The organism is Halorubrum yunnanense (assembly GCF_026586675.1).
Classification (GTDB): Archaea; Halobacteriota; Halobacteria; order Halobacteriales; family Haloferacaceae; genus Halorubrum; species Halorubrum yunnanense.
This window is the reverse complement of record NZ_JAODIX010000089.1, coordinates 1-18,502: the sequence shown is the minus strand read 5'-3', so window position 1 is coordinate 18,502 and position 18,502 is coordinate 1. Positions and strand designations below refer to the sequence as shown.

Genomic DNA, 18,502 nt, shown 5'->3' with positions numbered 1-18,502 from the left:
TTTTGAGAAATGAAGCACAACCCGGACGGAAAATTACTACGAGCGACACCAGATTCCAGCTGATGAGGTACCTTATCGCGTTGAGACCTTCTCTGAGTACATGGAACGCTGTGAACAACTCGTCAGAGAAGATGTCTTAGAAAAGTTCGGTGTTTCGAATTAATCCTGTGTGGGCTTAAGATAACTAATCCGCTATTAGATCTCTAATTCGTTACAAATGTATTCGTTCAGACGATCTCCTTCTCTGTAAAGCTCCTCTGAGGTCCATGAAAACGTTCGGGCCTCCTCAACCTCTGTGAACAGCAATGTCGCCTTCACATCTCGCGTAGAATCATTCTGGTGTAGCGCGACTGCGTACGCGAGCATCTGCCACTTGTAGTGCTGAGCTTTCTCGTCGATGGACGCCTCGTCGGTAATCTTGTTCGTCTTGTAGTCGACAATATGGTACGCGTCATCGGTAACGATGAGATGGTCGATATCCCCGTACGTCTCACCGTCTTCGAGCGTCGCATGAACCCGCCGTTCGTCAGTCGCTATTGGTGCGTCGAGATCGTCCAGATAGTCGCGTGCCACACGAAGATGACGCTTTAGTTCGGACAGATCGCTTTCGCCAATGCGGTCGAGTGAAACGTCAGCTTGGACGGCAAATTGCTCAAATAACTCCCGAAGTCTCTCCGCGTTATCCGGCTCAATTTCCAGCTCTACGGCTTTGTGGAGCGTGCTACCGAACACGGCCCGTGGCAGATACTCTGGAGAAGAGTCCTCCTCAGAACTCTCTTCATCCCGTTCGTCTGCTGGAACGTAGGAGACGTGTCTCCCTGAGTGGTCGACGACGATGTCGCCTGGTGCGCCGTCCTGAATGAGCGACCCCAGATACGATGCGGGAATACTGTATTCCGGCTCCGACTCAAGTTCTGGAATATCGATTGACAGTGGGGGCGCTTCGCGGTCCTCCCCACTGGTAAGTTGGTGTTCGATTCGCGGAAGACGAATCGTGAGCGGAACCTCAGATTCCCCGTGCCAAGCAAATTCACTATCGGCGTCGAGTGCGTCTGTCGCCGTATCGTCGACGAGTAGCGACCCAAGGAAATCGTACCAGTTCGAGGGATCATCTGCGTCACCCGTCTCAAGGCTCGCCATTGATCCATCGTCAGCGGACGCCGTTCCGACGAGATACAGGTGGTCGCGAGCGCGCGTCATCGCGACGTAGAGGATCCGTTTCTCCTCAGCGATAGCTTCACGCTTGCGGGCGAATTTTAACCGCCGCTTCAAGATAGTATCCTCCTGCGCAAAGCCGTCCTCGACACCAGGACCGCGAATGCCAAGGAGCGGTGTCCGTCCATCACCAGCTGAGTTTTCGATGGTCTCGAACTCGGCGATACCTTCCCCATAGCCGACTTTGAGGTTGAAGTCCTTCGATAGCCCTGGAACGAATACTGCGGGGAACTCCTGACCTTTCGCGTCGTGAATAGTCATTATCCGAACCCCATCGGCGTCTTCTGAGACCTCGGCTTCTCCCTCCCGCGTCGACAGCTCAACCTCCCGCTCGATCCGGTCAACCACAGCCGGCAGCGTCTGGAGTCCATCTTCACTCCAGCCCCGAAGCCGTGCTCGGAACTTCTCGACGTTCGCGACGGCCTGCTGGCCGCGTTCGTCCGTCGCGAGACTTGCGATGAAGCCCGTATCCGCAATGATTCGACCAAGGAGTGCGTCCCACGTCTCAACGACGGTCTCTCCATCCGTAGCACCGGCGAGGGCCCGCCACCGCTGGATGTTCTCTTGAGCAGCCGTTAATTGTTCATCATCGGTCGACGCGAGTGCGTCCCAAAGTTCTCCCTCCCCGACTTGGTCCCGGTCGATACCCGTCCAGAGTGAGACGACGCGCGAGTCCTCGAATCCGAACAATGGCGATCGCAACAGGCTGTACAGCGCCAAGTCGTCGCTCGGATCCGAAAGCACTCGGAACAGGTTTCGGAGTGCGACGATCTCAGTGCTATCGTAGAAGCCAATCCCTGAGGCGACAGTGTAGGGGATATTCAACGCCGCGAGCGCACGCTCGTACTCTTTCAGGTGAGTCCGTTTACGGAGCAGTATCGCAACGTCCGATGGCTCGAGTGACGTTGGCTCCTCGACTGGTTCGCCGTCTTCGAAGCCGACTGTCTCGTAGCGTTGCGTGTCGTCATCGAGTACCGCCGCGACTTCAGCGGCCAAGGCCCGCGTGTCGAGTTCGGTGTCGTCCGCCGGGAGATCTCGGAGTGTATGACCGTCGGGGAGGACGTTCTCGCGAGTGTCTGCTTCTTCCGGCACCACGACGAAACTAGCGCCGGTGCTGAGGCCCGCACTATCATCACGGTCGGGCGTTAGACGCTGGGCCGACGGCTCGAAACTCGTGTCATCCGACCGGATTCCGGTGGGGGCGTCCTGGTACGCAGACGGAATGACGCCGAAGAGCTCGTCAAATAGGTCGTTGATGGGTTCGAGAACAGCCGGTACCGATCGGAAATTCCGGTCAAGGCCCCCGTCACCGTCGACCGGATGGATGTCTTCGAGTGGGGAGAGTTCTTGTGTCTCGTTCGCAGTCTCGAGACGCTGACGTTCGCGGCTAAACTGGGCCACATCGGCGCCCCGGAATCGGAAGATGCTCTGTTTTTCGTCGCCCACAACGAAGACATTACACTTGTCGTAGTCGCCATCCAGCCAGGTGAGCAACTGCACCAGCTCCCATTGCCGTGGGTCCGTGTCCTGTACCTCGTCGAGCATCACATAGTCAAACGAGTCACGAAGGGAGTCCCGAATCGCCTCGTTTGACTCAAGGAGGTCAATCGCTGCGTCAATCAGATCAGCAAAGTCCAGTGCCGTCTCACGACGCTTGCGCTGCTGATACGTGTCGTGAAGATCCTGGTAGAGCGATGCGAGAGCGACGTAGTACTGTGCGGCGTTGTGGTCTACACCGAGTCTATCGGATGTCGCCCACGACTCAACGGGCAACCGTTCCACTAGCGTAGTCGTGCCCTTCTCGTATCGGCGCGCATTCTCATCATCCCAATCGTCATGTCCGGAGTAAGACCACGCGTCGAAGCTACCGCGATACGCTGTGCCGTCGCTCGTTAGCGCCTCACAGATGGTTGCCATTGCATCGTGAATCGTGATGTCGTCCATCGCTTCGGTGTTGAGCCCGTATGCCTCTACCCCGCTCGCGACGTTCTGAGCGATCCCGATGCGTTCGCTACCCGCAGACTCACTCGACGCGACGTGAGAAATATCCTCGAGGGCGACCCTGATCTCGTCACTCCCCAAGTGTCGTCGCGCAGCGTCGATGTCAATAGCGCAGTACCGCTCACCGACGTACTCGACGTAGTCGCCAGGCGTCGCGTCCGCCCACGTGTCGGCCCAATTGCGAGCCTGGTGGTGCTCACGGAGAAGGTCAGCCAACAACTCCTCAAGCCGGTCGCGGTAGTAGATGTCTGTGAGGAGTTCCAGCCGGTCGTCCTCGAGATGCTGGTCGATGAATCGCTCGACCGTATCCTGCTGTTGTCCAGTAGCAGCCGTCTCCTCAATGACATCAAAGCCGACCGGAACGTCGGCCTCAAGCGCATACTCACGCAGGAGTCTGGCACAGAATCCATGAATCGTGTGGATGTACGCCTCGGGGAGCGTGTCGTGGTACTCACGCCACTCTTCGTAGGTTTCGCCATCGACGGTCGCGAGCCGGTCACTGACGGACTCTCGAACACGCTCTTGGAGTTCCATCGCCCCGCTCTCGGTGAACGTAATGGCAGCTATCGAGTGCGGGTCGGTCTCTGTGCGTTCAAGCAACTGTAGATACCGCGCGGCGAACGTCGTCGTTTTCCCACTCCCCGCACCGGCAGTTACCGCGTAATTCCGGTCGTAAGCGAGAACAGCTCGCCGTTGTGCGTCCTCAAGCTGCTCGAAGTCAACCATCAGACATCACCCCCGTCAGGGTAGGCATCCAGATCCAGGTCCTCGTTTCGGGCTCGTTCGGAGATGTAATGCTCGCGGCCATCAAGTTCCTCGATAGTGTCACGCTGGTGGTGATGCCGCACGTCACAGCTGTGTCGGAATGTACAGTTCTCGCAGTTCGCGTGATTCTCTGAGAGGAGGGTCGGTTGGAACGCACCGTTCTCGATAGCAGTCCCGATCCGTCCGACGCGGGTGGGTGTGACATCGCGGATGAACCGAGAGAATTCCGCCCGAGTCTCGAATGGGAGCCGCCAAGACTGGGACAGTGGCGGTGCCAGTGGGGGCGAGTCAGTATCCACAGCCTCTCTCGAGGTCAGTTCTCCAGCTATTGGGTCAATATCGTCGGGAGATTTGAGCTTGTAGTATGATCCGGCGACGACCTCGTGGGGGTCGCCAGTCCGTGCTTCGAGGGCTGTCTCGAAGGCGAGTCCGTACAGCGGGAGCTGGAGTTTGGTTCCACCGGTGATGTCGGATCGCCCTGGCGTACTCCCGGTCTTGTAATCACGGATGTGGAATCGGTAGGGCGTGCGACCTGTCTTGTCGATGCGATCTGCGATTCCCCGGACGTCCACCGGTCCATCTGGCGTATCGATCATCACCGGATCTTCGGAGAGAATCTCGACGTCGTCATAATCGATGTCGATGGCTCCCTCGAAGTACGTCGGCTGCGTCGCCACGTCGGCCTGGCGTTCAAGCTCTGTGTCGAGGAAGCGGGCGAACAGGCCCCCCATTGCTTCGCCACCACATCCATGATACGGATTTTGGGCTGGGTCACCCAGTCCAGCGAGCAATCGGCCGATAGTTCTGCGCTCGAATGGAGTTTCCACTTCGCCAATGTCGGCAAGATGGTCGAGTGCGACATCGAGTAGTGTCGACTCCAGTGTTTCGCGCTCGAACGTAGTGAGGTCGACCGGTTGGTCATCTCCTGTTCGGAGCCGTCGATAGAAGGCCGCCAGTACGCCGTGGACATAGGTGCCGCGGTCGGCACGAGTGATTCCTGCCTCGTCCCCGTAGTCCTCTTCGTAGCCGAGGACGCGCTTCATCAGGAAAACAAACGGACAGCGGGCGTAGTCATCCAGTGCGCTCGGGCTGAACGGTTCTCTCCGATCTTCGGGGAACACGGTATCGACGATCTCTCCGAGCTGCGCCTCATGGTCGGTCACACCGGGGCGCGATCGACGCCACGAACAGGTTATCCCCTGCTTCGCAAACGCGCGAGAGTCGGCTGTCACCCCGTCGGCAGTTGTGAGCGGTTCGGTCGCCCGCTCCGGTGTTTCGAACGATTCACGGACTGCCCATCTCCTGTAGGACTGTTGAATGTCTTCACTGACGACATGCGGGAGTTCCTCGTCACCGTCTTCGGTATCGGTTCTTTCGACGTAGCGCTCGAGTTCGGAGATGACGGGCGCTGAGACGTGTTCGGTACCCTCGACAGTGTGTTGCGGAATAGAGAGGGTAACCCGGTTTGAGCCGGTGAGCAGCGTTCCGAGGATGTATCGTGCGCGTCGACCGGAATGTTCGCGGCTGAATTCCTCGTCAGCGTTATTCACTGCCTCGAAGAACGCCATCGTGTCGGACTCACTCGGGAAGTAGCCCATCGTCAATCCGAGTGTGAAGAGATGGTCGAACGAGGCCATCTCGGCTTCCGCAATTGGATACACCCGAACGTACCCCTGCTGTTGGCGGGGCCCCCTGACGAGTTCAGCGAGCAACGCGCGACGAACACGTCGCGCAGGCTGTTGGTCGGTGAGATATGGAGCGACGGCGTCGAACGACGAGAGAACGCGCTCAACAGCGCTCCAAGCGGATTGTTCGTACGCAGGGCGGTGCGAGCCACTCGCCTCGTCGGATGGAGCGTACGTGTCGACAGCGTCCTCGACAGCGAGTCTCTCCAGAACGTCCTCAAGTCGTGACGTGAATTCGGCAAGTCCACCCTCGCTGGGATTGACTGTTGTGATCAGGTCGCGAATGCCGTCGGCAGTCGCCGTGTGGTCGTCCTTCTCTAACGTTTCGAGAAGACGGTCGAGCGTCTGATCAGGCGCCTTCGCGGCGGTATCCGACAGCGCGTCAGGATCAATACTGAACGCGTCAAGTGTGACGAGGCGATTCGAGGCGAGGTCCAGAAGACTACTCGTCTGTGCCTCTTCGTCGGTTAGATCGAGCAGTGCCTCCACCGCGCCGCCGACCAGGGTCTGCTCGATACCAATCTCGTTGACGAAGGTGAAGGGGATGTCGTACGTCAAAAAGACCTCAGACAGGATCCCTCGATACGTCGCCCGGTCGGTAACGACGACACCGATGTCCGCCGGGTCGACACCATCATCCAGCAAGCTCCGAATTCGGCGAGCCGTGGCTCGGACCTCGTCACGTTCTGTTGCGGGTTCAGTGAACGTCAGACCGACATCCTCGTCACGATACGAGGGTGTCTCCGCGGTATGATCGTAGAGACTCCGCACTGCCGCCAACCGATCCTCATTGGTGTAGCTCGGCGTCTGGTATTCCAGTTCGAAATCTAATGCCTGGTAGACATCGAGCGCCCGTTCTAGACCTGAGTCGACGCCGACACCGTTCCATGACTCATGTGTGAGCGCAAGCGTTGCGACGGTGGGATATGCCCGTGAGAGACGGGCGACAGCCTCTCGTTCAGCGGGTGCCAGACGCGTGAGTTCATCAAGAATGATGGCATCAACCGACTCCGGAACCGTCGTGAGCAGCTGGTCATTGTCAAGGAGCGTGAGATACTGCTCCGCAACGACGCCCTGCCAGTCGGAGTGTAGCTCACTTCGGAGGCGTTCATATTCGGCGTATAGCCCAGAGAATGCGGTTGCTTGCTCCGTGAGGCTGCTGTCTGCGATGGACGGGTCAGCCTCTCTGAACGAACCATAGAGTTCAGCGGCGTCGACTGACTCGCTCCCAGCCGCACCGGCAGCCTGTAGTGCGTCTTCAATTGCGTCTGGATTATCGTAGCCCGCGTATTCCAAGAGCGAAAACAGCCCCTGTACTTGGTCGATAAGATCGTTCGCGGGGGATTCGATCCCTGCGAACGGACCATCAGCTACGCACTCGCCGTACTGTTCGATGGCTGCCTCGACAAGCCGAAACCGTTGGACACGACTGAGCGTGCTATTCGCGAGATTTCCCGTCGCGCGCTCGTACAGTTCACTCACGTAATCGTCGAGCGTCGTACAAGAGAACTGAATCTCGTTGTGATCCTCTCGCCAACGCTGCTGGAGGGCATTTGCGCGCTCCCGGGACTGAGTGAGACAAAGAATGCTTTCTGGGTGTTCACCCGCAGTATTGGCAGCCCACGTGAGTGCTCTATCAGTAACCAGATCTGGATCAGGACCAGAGAATAGAGAACGTGTTTCTGACACGAATTGACACTACCTAGAAAGGCATCTACGGATACATCAATCTACGGGGCAGTTCATCTCGTCGCCTCATATTCGGTTGTGAGTGCGCGATCACGTCGCAGTTTCTCACGAACGTTCTCGCTTCGGCAATCGACATCCAGCCGCTTTCGTTGCCAATCCTCCCCGGATTTGCCGTTCCACACTCCGTACAGTGTTACCTTTGGGAGTCGCAACACGCCGAACAGCACCGAGAGCGTATAGAGCACGTCCTGGAGTTCGTCCCAAGTTACGGTCACCTTCCGTGGGATGTCAACCGGGAAACTCACGTGGTGAGCAAGGACTCCGGCCTCGCGAGCCAGATCAACAAACCCGTAGTCGTTGCTGAGGAGAACAACTTGCTTTCGACTATCCTGATCGTACTCAGCATAGGCGTCGACAATCGCTTCGTCGCCCGTTTCACTCTCAATCGTATCCGCGTACCGCTGATCGCGAAGATGTCGATATTCGTAGAGCCCGAGGAATCCTTCACGATTCGCTCCTGCTGGCTGATTGTCTAACCGTGCGAATTCGGGCCCGAACGCATCCTCGAGAGCCCGTGTCTCGTAGTGGTTGTAATGCCAATTGAGTTCCTCGTAGATACCCGTCGCGAGAGCGAAGCCATTGACTGGACTCCGTCCGTTGTCGTCACTGTATCGCTCCGGATCCAGTTGGAGTACATCCGGCATCCGCCACGCAAGGAGATTCGTATCAATGCCCAAGGCCACGGGCTGATGGCCAGCGTCTAGGTCGGGATACCCCTGCCGGCGGAAGAACGTCGCCACGTCCTCGCGATTTTCGATGTCGACAAGGCCCCCAGCAACGAGCGCTCGAATGTATGTATCCTTGTCAGGCAGGTCTTCGTAGGCCTGTTCACCATATGTCGTGTGGATTTCCTCGCGGGAATCTTGGTATGTGAGCGCCCCTTGCGTGAATCGGACCGTGGTTGCGACAGGATCGGAGAGATCGATCTCGAGGATCTCTCCAATTTCCTCACACGGGTGCTGGACATTAACCGAGGTAACTCCGTCCGTGTATAGCGCGTTGAGGAGATGCGTGATGTGGTGACGAGCAAGCTTCATTAGAAGACCTCCTGGAAGTCAACGAGGTCGACCACTGGTCTGGGAACATCGGGGTACAATCGACCGTAGAACCGGTTGTTCGAAACGTAGAGATAGAAGACGTGGTCGGCCTCAAACTGAATCCCTGCTTGGAACGCGATCGCCGACATAAACTTCCGACCGGGGGTAACGTCAACCGCTGCCGTACCCCCATCGGCCTGTATCTGAGCGATTGGTTCACGAAAGTGCTCGACGATCCCCTGGAAGTCCGTCTCTGTTTCGAGGTGAGTCACGGAGAGGTTGGGCTCCTCACCACCGTATTCCACGACCACACGCTCCATCATCGACGTAATATCGTCAAACTGGTCGCCGACTCCGGGATTCTCTAGCACGTACAGTTCGTCGGGGCGAAATCCCTCTTCACAGGCCGCAATCAGCGGGTTGATGACTGCCTCCAGGTTCGTGCTCATTGTAGTGAGCCACGCATCCACCATTGCTCACCGACCTCCAGGCGGAGCGCTGCTGGCTTGCCATTGCTCGTACTCAATCTCCGGGTGCCGGACCGCTACGCGTCGAAGCGATTCATGCATGACGTAGAGTTCGCCGACCATCGTGTGAGCGGTATCACGAAGGCCCGCTAGTTGATCCTCTGGACTGGTGTCCCTCACTGGCTGTTGCTCCTGCGGGAGCCGAAGATGTGTGATGTAATCCAGAATAGCCCCCGTCCCGCTCGCTAATTGCAGGAATATCTCGGCCACCTCGTAGACAGCATCCGGGTGGGCAGCAATGATCTCTTCAGCAACTGAGACATCGTAGGCTGCTTCGATTTCCGCTGGTGAGTCGTAGCCACCGATCTCGTTACGTCGCAACAACGCCTCACCGGCGTCGGCGAACGCACCAACCAAGACCCGCGTCGCCCCCGCAATCGGGTCCATTCGTTCGATGCCAACCGTCTCAGTCTCGCCTTCGGTTATCGACTGTCGAATTCCTGCGAACGCCGAATACGCTTGAACGAACGCATTCCCTGCCGCATGTCCGTCACGCTTGATTCGTTGCTGGTCTTGCTCGGGGAGGTCATCGAAGGCGTCGACGAACGGATACTGTGGGACAGGGACAAGAGCCGGCTGAGAAGGATCTAACTTCTCATCAAGATCGATCTGTGGGACGGCATAGGTGGAAGTACGACCACTGTGGATCGCATACGCTCGCCGTTCCCAGTCAAGCATCGCCGCTGTCGCTGGTGTCAGCTCGTGATACGCAGTTCCGATACTGCGATGTGGCGCCGGATGCGGACGGTGTCCAATAGTTGCCTCTTGGAATTCACCAGCGGAAATGTACGCAGGCCCCTCGATTGTGCGTTCCCTGAAGACGATCGTCCCGTCATCCATCGTCGTACATCGCTTCCCAGGAATCGGCATCCGGATCGTCAACAACCGCTGTGCTAGTCGCTTGAGGCGGTCAGATTCCTCGATTTCTTTTGCCCATCGGTTCGGGATACCGGACGTCCCAAATCGGGCGCCAGCCACAACGCCTGCGATCGCACCGACAGTGTCGGTGTCGCCACCACTGTTCACTGCTTGAACGATCGCGGATTCGGCGGATTCGGCGGTTAACCCGTAGAAGAGTCCAGCCTGGAGTGAATCGACGACGTACCCAGAGGTCGCAAGTTGGGATTCAAACGGTGCCGCATCGCGGTCGCCAGTGATGACGTCTTGTACGTGCGTGAGTGCCGTTCGAAGTTCGTCTGGAGCTGAAGCGGTATTCTTGAGCGCGGTCCTGAGCGGGTCGCGTTCGTTACGAATGAGGTTTGCGAGCGTTCGGTTCAGAATCACACAACCCCACCGGCAGCGCGGGTCGGCATGTGTAATCGTCGACGAAAACTGACTGACCTGAGTGAGTTCTGCGTCGAAGTTCCGAAAGGCGATCGCGTACGGCGCACACCGCATTACGCTCCCATTGCCGGCGTTGGATCCTTCCGGCCGCGATTCCCAGACGTCAGCACCAGCCTCGTCCCAAGACGCTCCTTCTCTGATCCGGGACAGGGAATCACGCGTCATCATTCCGATATCGAATGGGCGAGACTCCAGCCACTCGACGAATCGACTCGCCACGTCGTCTGGGTCAAACCCACGTCGATCGGCGAGACTCTCCGCGATACAAAGCGCCATCTCAGTGTCGTCAGTGATCGTGCCCGGTGGCTGGCCATGCGTGCCGTGGCCAAGCATTTCCGTCACGTCGCCATGCTTGGATTCGATCTCCGCGGCGCTGTTGAATTCAACTGGTCGGCCGAGTGCGTCACCACAGGCCAACCCGAGGAGACATCCCTCGGCGCTTTGCTCAATTGTCATGGGACTACGACATCTGCCTGGTCACATAACTCTACACAGGGCGCCCCCTTCGACCGAGTCAACGATCGGAATTTCAAGGCCACCCTCATCCGTTGATCTGGTCAAGAGCCCAGGAGGCCCTCGTGCGGACATCAGCATTTTCGTCGCCATGCGCACGGTCTTTTAGCGTGGAAGTCGCGTCTTGAGCAGCAAGGTAACCGAGCGCCCAGCAGGCGTTCTCACGGACCCGTGGGTCGTCATCCGACAGCAGTTCGATAAACGTCGGCGTGACGTTCGCAACCGAGTCCGGGAAGTCTTCAGCAACCCGGCTAAGCGCACCACTTGCGTTGACGCGTGTGTACGTGTCGTCGACGGTCAACAATTCAGATATCTCCTCCGTATACGGCTCAACGACATCGCTGTGGATGATCGCTACGTCGCCAATCAGCGCGATTGCGTTATTTCGGAGTTGGCGATCTTCAGCGGAAAGCAGGGTCGCGACATCGTCGACAATATCGACGGCAATGCTCGGATATTCACCAACGACGCGACCGAGTCCAGCAGTCGCATTCAATCGGATGGTGTCGGACAGCGAATCATCGAGGATGACGTCTCCGAGTGAGTCAGCAGCAGGTTTCACCGCGTCCGGATATTCGCGCGTGATCCGTGACAGTGCGTACACCGCATACGGCAGTGCGTCAGCCTCGTCTTCAATGATCGTTGTGAGTGTCGGAACCGCGTCCACCACGTCGTCAGGGTATTCAGCGGCGATTGTAGCAACGCACCTGGTTGCTTCCCGTCGGATGGAAACAATATTCGAATCGAGACATGGTACGAGGTCGTCAGCGAGCGGAGCAATTGCCCCTGGATCGGTATCCCCAATTGTCCGGAGGGTAGCTAACATGTCGGCCCGGGCGGGGTGGTCTCCATCATCCAATAGCGTCTGGAGGATCGGAATTGCTGGCGTACAATCCGCGGGGCGAACCTTGGCCACCTGACGCAGGGCTCGGAGCGCATTCTCATCCTGGCGTATGTCACCGTCGTCCCGGTCCAAAAGCGTGAGAAGCGATGAAATACGGACTTCCTCCGGCTGTGTATTGGCCAAGCGACGGAGTCCTACTGCCTCCTCAGCAGGGGTGTCTCCGCCGGCGGTGTACAAACTCGGCAGGGGAAAAACCACAGAGAGCAGCTCAATTTTATCGACGGGGACAGTGAACTGGTCATCACCGGGCGCAAGCGGGGTACACTGGAGCGCCGGCGCTGCGGACGGTCGTTCGAGTGCCACGGCATCCATGGAAACAGTATGGCACAGCCGTGTCCGCTCAACACCATCATCCAAGTACGTAATCTCAAACCCAACCGCATCGGCATGCTCGTCGAGGAACGACGATAGCGACGACGCATCCGCCGGCATAATTCCGGCTGAGGTTGGGAGCCCACCGTCAGCCTCGAGATCACGAGCCCACGGCAGGTCTGGGTGAATCTGGCCCTGTTTGACTGCCGGCACGAACTCCCAGGCGTGATAGTGCTCCCACCCGTCGACGTCATTCAGATCAAGGTCGTCGACGACGATGTAGTCGACCGCGTCTGGGTGTAGATCGGCGATGAGTGCCAGGCGCTCGCGACGGAGCGGAAACCGCTCATACCGACCAGTGGGTTGCTTCTCGCCGATCCACTCGTCCCACTCATCACGATGGCGGCCGACGATATCGACAACACCCGGTATTGCGGCCTCCTCAGCCAGCGTTTGATTCCCAATGGCGTAGACCGCATGGGGCGTCTCATGAGCGAGATGACGCACCCACTCCAACGGCACGGCGTCTTGGCGGGGATGTGGATTCACGTCAACAGTCCAGTCACGGTCAAACGCGAACACGAGCATCAATCGCTCACCTCATTTGACGTCGCGGGAGCCTGCTGGCACAGCTGGTCTAGGAGTTCCACCTCCTGTTCCATCGTCCCATCACCGACAGTGTCCATCTCGTCTACGAGGTAACGCCGAAGCTGGTCGAACCGCTCGGCATATCGCTCGGGAACAACCAGCGGCACAGACGTGCGCTCGTGCTCGCCGCGGTGATCGGTGAGAAACCAGTCGTCGACGCCAGTCGTGTTATCGGCCCGGTCGTGGAGATCCGCTGCCCACGTTCGGAGTTCGCGAGCGTACCTCGCCAGGGCGACAGCCTTTCGGACGCCATTGTGCGCGTACGTATCAGACTCGTTGGGAACGTCGACGGTGACCCGCTCAGTGTACTCACCACCATCTCGTTCCGTCCATGAGGCGACCAGATCGAGATCCGCGTCTGAGCGCATCTGTTTGAGGCGAACGAGGATGACGCCGCCGCGAGCCTCGCCATCCTGTTTGGTGGAAGGGAACAGCGTTCCGACGTGCATCAGGCGATCAGTTGCGGCGTCCGCAGACGGTGAGCCGTGAACCGCCTCGATCTCGTAGCCATCTGCGTCGAGATCGAGGTTCAGGTCATACACCAATGGAGTGACCATGTAGTCGAACTCTTCACCAAGCCGGCGCTCGAACTCCGTGGCCGAGTGGATGAAATAGTGGTTCGCTCCGCGAATGCCAGACAAGGTGTCGGCGAGCTCCGCGTTCGCGTCTAACCCCATGCCGATGAACGTCGTGTGAACTCCCTCGACAGCCGCCTCCGCGAACAGCTGGGTGAGTTCGCTCTCTCCCGTCGCCCCCGTGTTTGGCATCATGTCGGTCATGAAGACGACACGACGCTCAACGTTCGGTCCAGACGCTCCGTCGACCAGCATATCGACAGCTGCCTCGAACCCGTCCTCAAGATTCGTACTGCCGCCAGCAGCGACCTCCCGGATATGGCGACGTATCGCTGGCATGTCCGTGGTTCCGACATCGCGGAGTGACTTCGCGACGTGGGCGCGGTGGTTGTACAGGACGACGCCCAGCCGGTCCTCGTCGTGGAGCTGCTCGGTAAGCGCGCACAGCGACTGCGTCGCCGCGTCCAGTTTTGTTGCCGCGCCGTCCTCAGCCTCGCGCTTGTGCCCGTGTTCGTCGTAGTAGTACGCGTCGAAAGAGCTGTCCATCGACCCAGAGACGTCAAGGACGGCGACGAGATCCAGCCGTGGCCGCTCGAACTCATCAACCGAGAGGGTCGAATCCAGTCCAACCGATAGGTAGCGTTCAGTCTCTCCACTGAGTGGGTGATCGGTCACAGCGGTCGCGTAGCGCGGCGCGAACAAGGCGTCCGATTCGGTCCGCGTGCCTGTCTCGAAATGGTAATCGTAGAATAGTCCCTCGTCGCTGATCGCCTCCGGCTGTGGCGTATACCCGTTTGCGAGGTTCTCCCGAAAGTTGGCCACGTCTTTCGCCCCACCAGCGGCGAGTCCAACTGTCTCCTGACTCGCAGAGTTTGCGCTTGCCGGTGCCTGAGATACGCTCTCCATCACCTGGTTTTCGAGAATCCGATCGTCCTCAGCGGGCTCCCGAAGTTCGTACGCGTCGACGTGGCGCCCACAGGACTCACATATGTAGTCGGGTGGGGAAATCGTCTCGTCGTTGTCCATCGACGTCCAGTCATCGACGAGCGACCGGTCGTCACGAACCCGACGGATAGTCGCCTCGGCATCGATGATTCCGAATGACTCCTCGAGAGAGAGCTGTGATGCCGCCCGCGTGGCGGCAGATCCAACCGCGTCGACAGTCTGTCCTTGTCGAAGCGCTCCCCCGCAGTCAGGGCATTCATCCCTACTACCGCTTGCTGCGGAGACGGGAGCAGCGCCCAGGAGCCCCGAAATGTGGTGGGTTGCTCCAGTTTTCAGGTCGAGGAGTGTCTCACTGTCAGGCGTGACGAGTACCGTGAACTGCCGACCAGATTGATCGGCTACCAGCAACCGGTGGACCTGTTTTCCGTCGCAGTCGATAGCTCTCCGGGTGATGAATTCGACTGCGATGTCATGACGTTGCCCGTCTGCTATGTCCGCGTACATCGTATCCATGGTGTCTGTGTGGTCTGTCATACCCCGGACAGCCAACGGGTGGTTGACGACAGCGTGGACGCTCGCCCCGGATCGCTGAGGAGAGTAACCACCATTACGATGTGTCTTTTCCTACTTTCACACCCACCATTATGAGACAAGATGTGATAAATGCTTCGCCAATAAGCAGGATAGAGCAGATATTAGAGAAAAAAGACTCACTACAGTGTTCTTTAAATCGCTATTGAGAGAATATACTACTCTAAAGGAGAGATTGTTTGAAGGAAATAGCCGCTATGCTGTCGAGTATTGTGTCGAAACAATCATTGCGAAGGGAGTCGTGGGTTAGTCAACAAACCCATGGCTATCGACGCCGGTGACGCTCTCGTCCGGGCGCTTCACGACCATAATCCGTGGTGGGAGCGTGGAACAGAGGCATTCTCACTCCCCGCACGACAGAAGAGCGACTTCTATCATCTCGCCCGACCCGACGAGTCCGGAAGCCAGTTCGAGGACCAACCACTGCTCGGTCTCGTGGGACGACGGGGCGCCGGGAAAACAACGCTCCTCCACCAATTCATTCATCAGCGCATTGAGGCTGGCGACGATCCGGAACGATTCCTCTATCTTCCATTCGACGCGGACCCGCTTTACCAACTCCAGTCCGACGAACAGCTGCGGCGTGTGGTCCGGTACTACGAAAGTCGGATTCTGGGCCGCATCGAGGCAGACCACCCGCACTTCATCCTGATCGACGATGTCCACCAAATCGAACATCCGAACAAGCCGACTATCGACGGATGGGGTGGCCCGGTCGCGGAATTGCTCGAGGATGTCCCAGGTCGACACATCGTCGTGACTGCCAGTGCCGGTATCCAAGTCAAACGGGAGTTCGAAAGCATCGGGATGCCGGATGACGACTACGACATCCAGCCGATTCTCCCCGAGAAATTCCGGGACTACCTCTTCACGCTGTATCCAGACCTTGAGGAAGATGATACTCGCGTGAGCCCTACCTCACTCCGGATTGGGGAAAACAGCCTCCCAGCGGCACTCGAGAGTGGGGAGACCGAGTCTCTCGTCGCAGAACTGCGTCAAAAGTACGAAAAAGTGGCAGCCGTCGAACGACGCATCCAATCACAGGTTGTCGACTACCTCGCGATGGGCGGCACCATCAGCTATGATCTTGACGGCGCCACCGTATCTGCGGCCGATCTGACTGAGGATGACTACGCGCGACTGCGAGAGGACGTTCGAGACGCGCTCTATCAGGAGGTTCCGGGTTTCGAATCGATTCAGACGATTGCCGATCTTGAACGGCTTTGTGCGCTTGCTGCCCGAAACAGAGGGACTGAACCGTTCCGGTATCAGGAGCTCGTCGAACTGTTCGACGTCGACCGGCGGACGATCGCCGATAGCTACCTCCCTGCGCTGGCAGAGCTGTACCTGTTGACTGGGGTCACTGAGTATAACAATAGTCGTCCCCGGTCAGTGCGCCTTTATCTCCGAGATACGGGCCTGGTAACAGCACTGGCTGACGGGGACGCCGCAACAGTCCGGAATGATTTTGACCGTGAAGCCGACCTCGCTCGGGTCGCAGCGTTCGACCACACGATGCGATTCGCCTACGGGATTAACGCCACTCAGGGCAACGACGCGACACCGTCCGTTCAGTACTGGCGCGGACGGGACGGAGAAGTCGACTTCGTCTTCGAGATAGATGGGACTCCTGTCCCGATTGGACTAGCATATCAGTCACGCGAGCGTGAGGAGTCACTTGAAGCTGTTCGAGAATTCAAGAAGGCGTATGATGCTCCGGTTGGATTCCTCCTCGCGGGAGACACAGTGCGAGGTAGCCAACCGATTGAGGACCTCGGTGAGAGTATCATCCAGCTTCCGTATTGGTTGTACTTGCTTCTCTGCTAAGTAGGGAATGTTCCCGTCAGAATCGCTCTCCGGCAAGAGGTTTCTCGAAACTCAGTCGCCATTAGAAAATAAAACTGGACGATTTTCCGACTACAAATTACAATTATTTTAGTCTGTTAATATTATTTTCTGCGCGGTTGGGATCGAAAATATGGCTCTGAGAACGGATTCTCGCCGGTAGATAGCATTAATGTAGATTCGCGTGGCTCTGTTGAAATCCTCAGAGAGTTACATGTCCGGCGTGTAATTTGACGAAATGAAGGCCTCTCCATCGTCGATAGTGGCGGGAACGGCCGGACAAATTCGTCCCGTCTAATTTGTTGAATAAGCAGAAGGCGTCGGGATTGGCTATAGATTTAGCTGGAAGAACAACTGTCCCTAGTGATTTCTCGCTTGGTGTTTTCTGGAGTCATCCTATACAGCCGATACTGGTGGATGAAGTTGAGTGAACCACTGATGGATTCGAGAGTAATCCGAAGCTGTGAATAGATGATCCCCACGTCGTTATCGGATTCAACAGAGCACAACGAAGAGCTCGCCGAACTCCTCGATGACGCCGCAGAGCGTGCCGAGGCCAACGACCGGAAGACGGTCCAGCCCCGCGATCTGTAGGCCTGCGTAACGCAGCCAACCCCGCCACTCAAACGTAGCTTTTTGAGGTTCCTGTTCAGAAGTTAGGAAACGGAGATGGCGGACCCACCGGATACCAAACGGCAGGCGGTCGAACCCGATGCGAGAGAGGTCCTTAGCGTGTCCCAGCTAAACGACCGGATCGCGTCGGTCGTCCAGGACACGCCTGCTCTCAACGGGGTCTGCTGTATTGGCGAGGTCACCGACCTCCACCAGAACAGCACGGCGCTCTACTTCACGCTCACCGACGGTGACGCTGAGCTTCCCTGTATGATCTGGGCGAACCGTTACCGGGAGATGGACGCCGACCTCGAGGACGGGACCGAAGTCATCCTCGAGGGTGATATCGACTACTGGGTCGAAGGTGGGAAAATCGACCTCAAACCGTGGGAGGTGATCGTCGTCGGCGACGGCGACCAGGCGGCTGCCGTCGAGCGACTGCGAAGCGAACTCGAAGAGCGTGGCTGGTTCGACGACGAGCAGAAACAGCGCCCGCCGGCGTTCCCGGAGCGTGTCGGCGTCGTCACGTCCCTTCGAGGAGACGCCCGGTACGACATCCAGAGCGCGATCCACGAGCAGGACCCCAGCGTCGATATCTTAGTTGAGGATGCGACCGTACAGGGGTCGGAGGCACCGACGTCTATCGCGAACGGGATTCACCATCTGGACCGCTCCGAGGACGTCGATTCGATCATTGTCGGCCGCGGCGGTGGGAGCGATTCGAACCTCCAGGCGTTCAACACCGAGCGCGTTGCGGAAGCGATCTTCACCGCGAGCACGCCGATCGTCACGGCAATTGGCCATACTGACGACCGGCTGATCGCGGATCGGGTAGCGGATATGGCCGCGATCACACCGACAGCCGCCGGCGAATACATCGCGAAGTCCCGGAATGACTTTCTTGCCAGCGAAATCAAACCGTTGGAGCAACAGCTCGAAGCTGCCTACGAGACCTTTGAGCAGGAGCACGAACACGAACAGGAATTGGCCGAGGCCGTTGAGGAGGCGTCCACTCCTGAGGGTCTGTCGCCCGTCTACTACAAGGCCGCAATCGCTGTACTACTGGTGCTGTTGCTGCTTATCACCACACTCTGGTTGGGGGTGATCTGAGTAATGGCGAAAGACTCAGAAATCAACCGTCGAGTCGACCAGGTTGAAGAGATCATGCCTTGTTGAACGCAAGACTGCGTCGGGGTAGGGTCGATAACTCACGGTTTCACGGTGTCAGAGACTG

The 18,502-nt window shown here is 58.0% G+C and carries 9 protein-coding genes and 2 pseudogenes; 4 read left to right on the top strand and 7 right to left on the bottom strand.

Annotated elements, in window-relative coordinates:
• Window positions 1-195 precede the first annotated feature (195 nt).
• The 7 genes from N5096_RS15795 to N5096_RS15765 form a co-directional block, all read right to left on the bottom strand.
• Complete coding sequence (locus N5096_RS15795) at window positions 196-3,942, bottom strand: UvrD-helicase domain-containing protein (protein ID WP_267665748.1); 3,747 nt, start codon at window positions 3,940-3,942, stop codon at window positions 196-198.
• Window positions 3,942-7,148: a PD-(D/E)XK nuclease family protein gene (locus tag N5096_RS15790; RefSeq protein WP_267665747.1), complete on the bottom strand. Its 3,207-nt coding sequence runs from the start codon at window positions 7,146-7,148 to the stop codon at window positions 3,942-3,944. The genes N5096_RS15795 and N5096_RS15790 overlap by 1 nt, the downstream gene beginning before the upstream one ends.
• Before the next feature lie 260 nt (window positions 7,149-7,408).
• Window positions 7,409-8,452, bottom strand: coding sequence for a hypothetical protein (locus N5096_RS15785; protein WP_267665746.1), 1,044 nt, complete (start codon window positions 8,450-8,452; stop codon window positions 7,409-7,411).
• A complete protein-coding gene (locus tag N5096_RS15780; protein ID WP_267665745.1) occupies window positions 8,452-8,901 on the bottom strand; it encodes a PDDEXK family nuclease in 450 nt (149 codons plus the stop codon). Before N5096_RS15780 ends, N5096_RS15785 begins: the two co-directional genes overlap by 1 nt.
• Window positions 8,902-8,928: 27 nt before the next feature.
• Window positions 8,929-10,779 carry an ADP-ribosylglycohydrolase family protein gene (locus tag N5096_RS16400; protein WP_309243318.1) on the bottom strand — a complete coding sequence of 617 codons (1,851 nt, stop codon included), beginning with the start codon at window positions 10,777-10,779 and terminating at the stop codon, window positions 8,929-8,931.
• Window positions 10,780-10,864: 85 nt separating this feature from the next.
• A complete protein-coding gene (locus N5096_RS15770) occupies window positions 10,865-12,640 on the bottom strand; it encodes a HEAT repeat domain-containing protein (RefSeq protein WP_267665744.1) in 1,776 nt (591 codons plus the stop codon).
• The gene (locus N5096_RS15765; protein ID WP_267665743.1) at window positions 12,640-14,754 is read right to left on the bottom strand and encodes a vWA domain-containing protein; all 2,115 of its coding nucleotides are present in this window, start codon (window positions 14,752-14,754) and stop codon (window positions 12,640-12,642) included. Before N5096_RS15765 ends, N5096_RS15770 begins: the two co-directional genes overlap by 1 nt.
• A gap of 318 nt (window positions 14,755-15,072) precedes the next feature.
• On the opposite strand from N5096_RS15765, the pseudogene N5096_RS16610 reads away from it, so the two are divergent.
• The 4 genes and pseudogenes from N5096_RS16610 to xseA form a co-directional block, all read left to right on the top strand.
• A pseudogene (locus N5096_RS16610) lies at window positions 15,073-15,552 on the top strand (AAA family ATPase); the annotation flags it as partial.
• Between the two features lie 15 nt (window positions 15,553-15,567).
• Entirely contained in the window at window positions 15,568-16,638 is a 1,071-nt protein-coding gene (locus tag N5096_RS15755; protein WP_267665741.1) for a DUF4143 domain-containing protein, read from the top strand.
• Window positions 16,639-17,169: 531 nt separating this feature from the next.
• Window positions 17,170-17,250 (top strand): annotated as a pseudogene (locus N5096_RS15750) (DUF1931 domain-containing protein); the annotation flags it as partial.
• Window positions 17,251-17,325: 75 nt separating this feature from the next.
• On the top strand, window positions 17,326-18,378 hold the full coding sequence (xseA, locus tag N5096_RS15745) for an exodeoxyribonuclease VII large subunit (RefSeq protein ID WP_267665740.1): 1,053 nt from the start codon (window positions 17,326-17,328) through the stop codon (window positions 18,376-18,378).
• Window positions 18,379-18,502 lie beyond the last annotated feature (124 nt).